Source organism: Brevirhabdus sp. (assembly GCF_052826345.1).
Window position 1 is genome coordinate 22948 of sequence record NZ_JBRBUA010000079.1, and the last position, 6830, is coordinate 29777.

General features: G+C 66.9%; 7 protein-coding genes. 3 read left to right on the forward strand and 4 right to left on the reverse strand.

All coding sequences use genetic code 11. From position 1 onward, the window contains the following. Positions 1-156: 156 nt before the first annotated feature. Positions 157-1206 (reverse strand): MBL fold metallo-hydrolase, encoded by a 1050-nt coding sequence (locus ACU0BR_RS09735; protein WP_446156642.1) that lies wholly within the window; start codon positions 1204-1206, stop codon positions 157-159. Next, positions 1203-2918, reverse strand: a complete 1716-nt coding sequence (locus ACU0BR_RS09740) for an acyl-CoA dehydrogenase (RefSeq protein ID WP_446156643.1) — start codon at positions 2916-2918, stop codon at positions 1203-1205. Before ACU0BR_RS09740 ends, ACU0BR_RS09735 begins: the two co-directional genes overlap by 4 nt. 121 nt (positions 2919-3039) lie before the next feature. Here ACU0BR_RS09740 and ACU0BR_RS09745 point away from each other — a divergent pair, with 121 nt between their 5' ends. After that, on the forward strand, positions 3040-4023 hold the full coding sequence (locus ACU0BR_RS09745; RefSeq protein WP_446156644.1) for an L-threonylcarbamoyladenylate synthase: 984 nt from the start codon (positions 3040-3042) through the stop codon (positions 4021-4023). Between the two features lie 43 nt (positions 4024-4066). Here ACU0BR_RS09745 and ACU0BR_RS09750 read toward each other — a convergent pair whose 3' ends face one another. Then, entirely contained in the window at positions 4067-4591 is a 525-nt protein-coding gene (locus ACU0BR_RS09750) for a YqgE/AlgH family protein (protein ID WP_446156649.1), read from the reverse strand. On the opposite strand from ACU0BR_RS09750, the gene ACU0BR_RS09755 reads away from it, so the two are divergent. Both ACU0BR_RS09755 and ACU0BR_RS09760 read left to right on the forward strand, forming a co-directional pair. Then, positions 4545-4721: a hypothetical protein gene (locus ACU0BR_RS09755; RefSeq protein WP_446156650.1), complete on the forward strand. Its 177-nt coding sequence runs from the start codon at positions 4545-4547 to the stop codon at positions 4719-4721. The two genes, ACU0BR_RS09750 and ACU0BR_RS09755, sit on opposite strands and share 47 nt — an antisense overlap. A 35-nt stretch (positions 4722-4756) precedes the next feature. Beyond that, positions 4757-5611 carry a protein-disulfide reductase DsbD domain-containing protein gene (locus tag ACU0BR_RS09760; protein ID WP_446156645.1) on the forward strand — a complete coding sequence of 285 codons (855 nt, stop codon included), beginning with the start codon at positions 4757-4759 and terminating at the stop codon, positions 5609-5611. A 46-nt stretch (positions 5612-5657) separates the two neighbouring features. Here the strand turns inward: ACU0BR_RS09760 and ACU0BR_RS09765 are convergent. Beyond that, positions 5658-6830: efflux RND transporter permease subunit (locus ACU0BR_RS09765; protein WP_446156646.1), on the reverse strand; the 1173-nt coding region annotated here is incomplete at its 5' end.

Here is a 6830-nt window from a genome sequence, read left to right on the forward strand (position 1 = left end):
TCGGTTAATCTATTCGGCTCAATCTGTCACGCCCCAAGCGGCGCATTCTTCGTCGTTTCGCCGCCGGTATGACTTTGGGCAACATCGCTTTCTTCCGGATCCCAGGCCAGGCGAGAACCGCTGCGTCTTGTGCCGTCGCCGTCGCTCGTGTGCTTCTCACGGGGCGCGGCGCCACAGCAGGGCGTCGCCATCCGGCGCCGGTTCGCGCAAGGCGCGCCCCGAGAGGTACAGATGTTGCAGATGCGCCAGCGATTCCACGAGGGCCAGCCCGAACTCCGCCTTTCCGATCGACCGTTTGAACAGCGGCGGAAAGCAGTCGGCGGCGGTGCGCGGCGTATCCAGGAAGAGCCACAGCCGGTCGAGCGCGGAATGATGATTGTCGATCAATTGCCGCATGCGGATCGGCAGCCCGGTGAACGGCAGCTTGTGACCCGGCAGGACCAGGTGATCCTCCTGCGCCAGGGTGGCGAGGCGTTCGCAGGATTCCAGCCATTCGGCCAGCGGGTCGGCCTCGGGTTCGGTCGCGTGGATGCCGATGTTGGGCGAGATCGAGGGCAGCAGCTGATCCGCCCCGAGGATCAGATTGTCCGCGACGCTCCAGAGTGTGATCTGCTCGGGGGCATGACCGTTGCCGATCTGCACGCGCCAGTCACGCGCGCCGATGCACAGAACTTGATCCTGCTGCACGCGCCGATATCCAAGCGGCAGCGGCGCGACCACATCGGCAAAGTTGAAGGGGCGCTGCGTTTCGCGTTCGGCGTAGATTTCCGCAGGCATTCCGGCGCGGCGATAGAACAGCAGCGACTCGGCGGTCGGGCGGTCCTGCGCGTCCAGTTGCAGCATCCGGGCGTAGAGCCACGCGGTGCGCGTCATCCACAGCTCGGCCCCGTGCCCGGTCTGGAACCATCCCGCAAGGCCCACGTGGTCGGGATGGTGGTGCGTGACGATCACCCGCGTGACGGGGCGTCCACCCAGCGGGCCTGTCAGCAGATCGCCCCATAGCTCGCGGGTCAGGGCGGTGTCGAATCCGGTGTCGATGAGGGTCCAGCCGGGGCCGTCCTCCAGCGCATAGACGTTGACGTGATCGAGCTTCATCGGCAGGGGCAGGCGCATCCACAGGATGCCGGGCGCGACCTCAATCGCCTGCCCCGCCTCGGGCGGCGTATCCCAGGGATAGCGAATTGGCCTCAGCGTGCCGTCCATCATCTGGCCAGATCCTCGGGTTTCAACGCGAACACGCCTTCGGCGCCCTGGGTGACACTCGCGCACAGCGACGCATGTTCGGGCAGCATACGGGTAATGTAGAAACGCGCCAAGGCGCCGCGCGGGCCCCGACCTTCTGCCGCCGTGAAGGCCTTGAGGTGGAAACATGCGCCCAGAACCCGCGCAAAGGCCCTCAGGTAGGGGACGGCGCCGGCGAAACGGTCGTTCATATCGTCGCGTCCGACCAGCCATTCGGTGGTTTCGCGCAGCGTCTCCGCGGCGGACCAGACGGCTTCCGCCAGCTCGGGGGCCATGGCACGGGCGCGCTCGGCGCATTGCTCGATTTCATCGAGCAGCCGGCCCGCGGCCTCCCCCCCGTCGGCCAGCTTGCGGCCCACCAGATCCATCGCCTGAATGCCGTTCGTGCCCTCGTAAATGGCGGTGACGCGCACGTCGCGCAGATATTGCGCCGCGCCGGTTTCCTCGATGAAGCCCATGCCTCCGTGAATCTGAATGTTCTGTTCCGCCACCGTGATGCCGGTGTCGGTGCCGAAGGCCTTGGTGATCGGCGTCAGAAAGGCCGCCCGCGCCACCCAGTCGGCATTGCCGGTGGCGCGGCCCATGTCGGTGGCGGCGGCACAGGCCAGCGACAGCAGGCGGGCGGTGAACAGATCGGCCTTCATTTCCATCAGCATGCGGCGCACGTCGGCATGATCGACGATGGCGCCGGTGTCGCCCTGCGCGGGCCTGCCCTGCCTGCGGTCCTGCGCATAGGCCACCGCCTGCTGATAAGCGGCTTCGGCGACGCCGATGCCCTGCACGCCGACGCCAAGACGCGCGTTGTTCATCATGGTGAACATGGCGGCCATGCCCTTGTTCGGCGCGCCGATCAGCCAGCCGGTGGCGCCGTCGTATTGCATCACCGCCGTGGGCGATCCGTGCAGCCCCAGCTTATGCTCCAGCGACACGACCTTCAGGCTGTTGGCGACACCGGGCGCGCCGTTTTCATCGGGCAGCAGCTTGGGCACCAGGAACAGGCTGATCCCGCGCGTCCCCGCAGGCGCGTCGGGCAGGCGCGCCAGCACCAGATGGCAGACATTTTCGGTGAAATCATTGTCGCCCCAGCTGATGAAGATCTTCTGGCCGCTGATCGCGAATGTGCCGTCGCCGTTGTCGGTCGCGCGGGTGCGCAGCGCTCCCACGTCGCTGCCGGCCTGCGGTTCGGTCAGGTTCATCGTGCCGCACCATTCGCCCGACATCAGGCGGGGCAGGTAGAGATTGCGGATCTCGTCGCTGGCGTGGTGTTCCAGCGCCTCGATCTGGCCCTGTGTCATCAGCGGGTTCAGTTGCAGCGACAGGCAGGCCGAGGCCATCATGTCGTTCACCGCCGTCGCCAGCGTCTGCGGCAGGCCCATGCCGCCATATTTCGGATCGCCCGTCATGCCGACCCAGCCGCCCTCGGCCACCGCGCGATAGCCCTCGGCGAACCCCGGCGAGGTGCGCACGATGCCGTTTTCCAGCCGCGCGGGGTGCAGATCGCCGTTTCGCTGCAACGGCGCCAGCACCTGTTCGCACAGGCGCGCGGCCTCTTCCAGGATCGCCTCGGCCACGTCGCCGGATGCCTCCGAGAACAGATCTGACTGTGTCACCTGGCCGAAGTCGATCAGATGATCGAATGCGAACTTGAATTCCGAAACGGGGGCGCGATAAGACATTGAACTCTCCGATAGGGGATGGGCCCCTGAAACTGTCGTCTGAAACTGCGATGGGTTGCAGCCACGGTATGCAAGCCGGGCTGCCCTCTCAATCAGGACGCCGCGTCAATAGGAACGCACCATGTTCTCCGCCGACTCCGCCTCCGAAACCATAAGGTTGAGCGATGATGCCATCGGGCTGGACGCGGCGGCGGAATTGCTGGGCGCCGGGGGGCTGGTCGCCTTTCCGACCGAAACGGTCTACGGGCTGGGGGCGGATGCGCGCAACGACCGCGCCGTCGCGCGCGTGTTCGAGGCCAAGGGTCGTCCGCAGTTCAATCCGCTGATTGTGCATCTGCCCGATCTGGAGGCCGCGCGCGCGATTGCGCATCTCAATCCGCTGGCCGAGGATCTGGCGGCGGCCTTCTGGCCCGGCGCGCTGACGCTGGTGGTGCCGCTGCGGCCCGACGCGGGGCTGTCGCCGCTGGTGACGGCGGGCCTGCCGACGGTCGGCATCCGCGTCCCCGACAGCCCCGTCGCGCAGTCGCTGCTGCGCCGGTTCCCGGCCCCGGTCGCGGCGCCTTCGGCCAACCCGTCGGGCCGGATCAGCCCCACCAGTGCCGCGCATGTGCTGGAGGGGCTTTCGGGCCGCATAGAGGCAGTGCTGGACGGGGGCTCCTGCGCCGTGGGGCTGGAATCGACCATCGTTCTGCCCGATCGGGACTGCCCCCGGCTGTTGCGTCCCGGCGGGATTCCGCACGAAACGATCGAACGCGCGATCGGCCGTCCGCTGGCCGCAGGGCCGGTGGTCGAGGATCATGCGCCCGGATCGCCCGGTCAGATGAGCTCCCACTACGCGCCGCGGGCCCCGTTGCGGCTGGAGGCCCGGAGCGCGCGCGACCCGGAGGTATATCTGGGGTTCGCCGCCGCGCCGGGATGCGATCTGAACCTGTCGCCCGCCGGGGATCTGACCGAGGCGGCGGCAAATCTCTTCGGCTATCTCAGACGGATGGATGCGTTGGCGCAGGGACGTCGGATCGCCGTGTCGCCGATCCCCGACCATGGGCTGGGCCGCGCGATCAACGACCGGCTGCGCCGCGCCGCCGCGCCCAGACCGGCGGGCTGAGCGGCGGTCTGGGCGGCCGTCGGCCGCGCGGCTTTGCAGAGGTCTACGCGCGGCCGCCTTCCGACGACAGCATCAGGGGGTTGATTCCCAGAACCTTCAGCGCGTGGACCCATTTGCCGGTGTCATCGGCATTGAACACCAGGTCATGCGGTGCGTCGCAGGTCAGCCAGCCGTTGTTCTGGATCTCTGCCTCCAGCTGACCGGGGCCCCATCCCGCATAGCCGAGTGCAAGCAGGCTGTCGCGCGGCCCCCGGCCGGCGGCGATATCCTCCAGCACCGTCAGGGTCGCGGTCATGCCGAAGCTTTCGCTGACGGCCAGCGTCGCGTCGGGCAGGGTGTAATCGGTGGAATGCAGCACGAAGCCGCGCCCGTTTTCGACCGGGCCGCCGAAATGGACCCGGATCGCGGGGACCTGCCCGCTCGGCTTGATCTTGAGCTGTTTCAACAGATCGGTGATCTTCAGATCGGGCGTCGGCTTGTTGATGATCAGCCCCATCGCCCCCTCGGCGGAGTGGGCGCAAATGAAAATCACGCTCTTTTCAAAACGGGAATCGCCCATGTTGGGCATGGCGATCAATAGTTTTGAGCTTAAATCAGTGCTGTCGTTCAAATCTGTCATCCGCAAAACAATGTGCCGCCAGCGGGCCGGGATCAAGAGGATGATACGGCATAGCGGAAACTGCATCGCCAATATGTGATTTTCGCTTCACGGCGAAATCTTTATGGCTTGGGTATGAGAAAAAATATCACATCCGCCCTAACCGCCGCCCTTTGGGGGGGCACCCTGTCGCTTCTCGCGCTGCCGGTTTCGGCCCAATCCGTGCCGGGTCAGTCTGGTCCGGGCCAATCGGCGTCCGGCCTGGGCGACATCGCGCAGGTGGAGTTGCTGCCGGGATGGCGCATCGCGCCGGATACGCATATGGCGGCGCTGCGCATCCGTCTGGCGCCGGGGTGGAAGACCTACTGGCGCGCCCCCGGTGACAGCGGCATTCCGCCCCGGTTCGACTGGACGAAGAAAGAGGGCATCGCGGCGCAGCAAGTCTACTGGCCCACGCCCAAGGTCTTCGACACATTCGGCCTGCGCTCCGTCGGGTACAAGGGCGACGTGATCCTGCCGATGAAATTCACCACCACCGGCGAGGGCGAGGATCTGACCGTCGAAGGACGTGTGGATCTGGGCATATGCGAAGACATCTGCGTGCCCGTCAGCGTCGAGCTGTCGCAAACCTTCGACGCCGATCTGACCACGCCCGATCCCGCGATCCAAAAGGCGCTGGCGCATCAGCCGGATCAGGCGGCGATCCGCAATGTTTCATGTGAAATCGGCAGCACCGACGAGGGCCTGTCGCTGGCGGCCCGGATCGCGGTGCCCCCCCTCGGCGCGGAGGAATTCACCGTGTTCGAGCTGCCCGACAAGTCCATCTGGATCGATGAGGCCACCTCCAGCCGCGAGGGTGACGTGCTTTTGGCGCGCACCGAACTGGTCGCGGGCGACGGCAAGGCCTTTCCGCTGGATGGCGGCGACATCCACATCACCGTGATCGGCAAGGACGGCGCGGCGGAAACGCGGGGCTGCACGACCGGGTGACGCCGCCGCCGTGCGGGCCCACCGTGCCGGGCCTACCCTGCCGGGCCTAACCGTGGCTGCGCCTGCGGGCCCTGGCGCGGCCGCCGCCCAGGGCCAGGGCACCCAATACATAGAGCAAGAGCAGCAGCGCGCCCGTTCCCAGCACGAACAGCACCAACACCCCGCCCGCGCTTTCGCCCAGGCGTTCGGCGGCGGCGCGGGGCAGCAGGGCCGCCACCGCGTCGGAGACCGGAACAGGCAGCCGCGCGCGGGCGATGAACCAGCCCATCGTCGCGGCGAACCATACGAATGTAAGCCCCACCGAAATCACGCTCAGCGCGCCCGATCCGCCGGTCCGGCGCGGTCGGCGCAACGCGCGGCGCAAGGCGGTCGTCTGGCGCTTGATGTCATGCTGCATCGCCATCAGTGCAGGCACCAGCAACAGCACCAGAACCACGCCGAAGCCCAGCCCGTAGCACAATGTGATGACGGTGGGTTTCAGGAACTGCGCCTGCTGCGAGCTTTCGTAGAGCAGCGGCGCCAGTCCCAGCACCGTGGTCAGCGTGGTCAGCAGCACCGGGCGCAGCCGTTCGCTCGCCCCTTCCACGATGGCGGGGATGAGACCGCGCTGGGCGGCATATTCGTCGATGGTCGTGACCAGCACGATGGAATCGTTGATGATGATGCCGGTCATCCCGATCAGCCCCACCACCGTGAACATCGAAAGCGGCACGTCCCAGGCCCAATGGCCGTAGATCGTGCCGATCAGTCCGAACGGGATGATCGCCATCACGATGATCGGCCGGGTCCAGCTGGAAAACACCCAGGCCAGCGTCAGGTAGATCCCGACGATACACAGCAGGAACCCGAGCGCGGCGTCGCTCAGAAAGGCATTTTCCTGCTCCGACAGGCCCGACAGGCGGTAGGCGACGCCATGATCGCTTTCGATGCCGGGCAGGATCGTGGATTGCAGCTCTTCCATGATCGCGGCGGCGCGGGCGGGGTCATCTTCGGCGATATCGCCCGTGACAGAGACGATGCGCAGGCCGTTTTCGCGGCGGATCGTGGAAAATCCGCTGCGCCGGGTGACCTGCACGACGTCGGCCAGAGGCACGTAATCCCCGCCGGCGGTGCGGATCTGGGTGCGGTCGAGGAAATCGGCCGTCAGCTCGCCCGGCGGCAGCTCGACCCTGATCCGAGCGGAGCGGGGGCCATCGGGGTAGGTCGCGGCCTCGATCCC

Excerpts from the sequence above, each read along its gene's own strand:
- ACU0BR_RS09735 (WP_446156642.1), bottom strand. The coding sequence starts at position 1,206 with ATGATGGACGGCACGCTGAGGCCAATTCGCTATCCCTGGGATACGCCG.
- ACU0BR_RS09760 (WP_446156645.1), top strand. The coding sequence starts at position 4,757 with ATGAGAAAAAATATCACATCCGCCCTAACCGCCGCCCTTTGGGGGGGC.
- ACU0BR_RS09745 (WP_446156644.1), top strand. The coding sequence starts at position 3,040 with ATGTTCTCCGCCGACTCCGCCTCCGAAACCATAAGGTTGAGCGATGAT.
- ACU0BR_RS09755 (WP_446156650.1), top strand. The coding sequence starts at position 4,545 with ATGAAAATCACGCTCTTTTCAAAACGGGAATCGCCCATGTTGGGCATG.
- ACU0BR_RS09740 (WP_446156643.1), bottom strand. The coding sequence starts at position 2,918 with ATGTCTTATCGCGCCCCCGTTTCGGAATTCAAGTTCGCATTCGATCAT.
- ACU0BR_RS09750 (WP_446156649.1), bottom strand. The coding sequence starts at position 4,591 with ATGCCCAACATGGGCGATTCCCGTTTTGAAAAGAGCGTGATTTTCATT.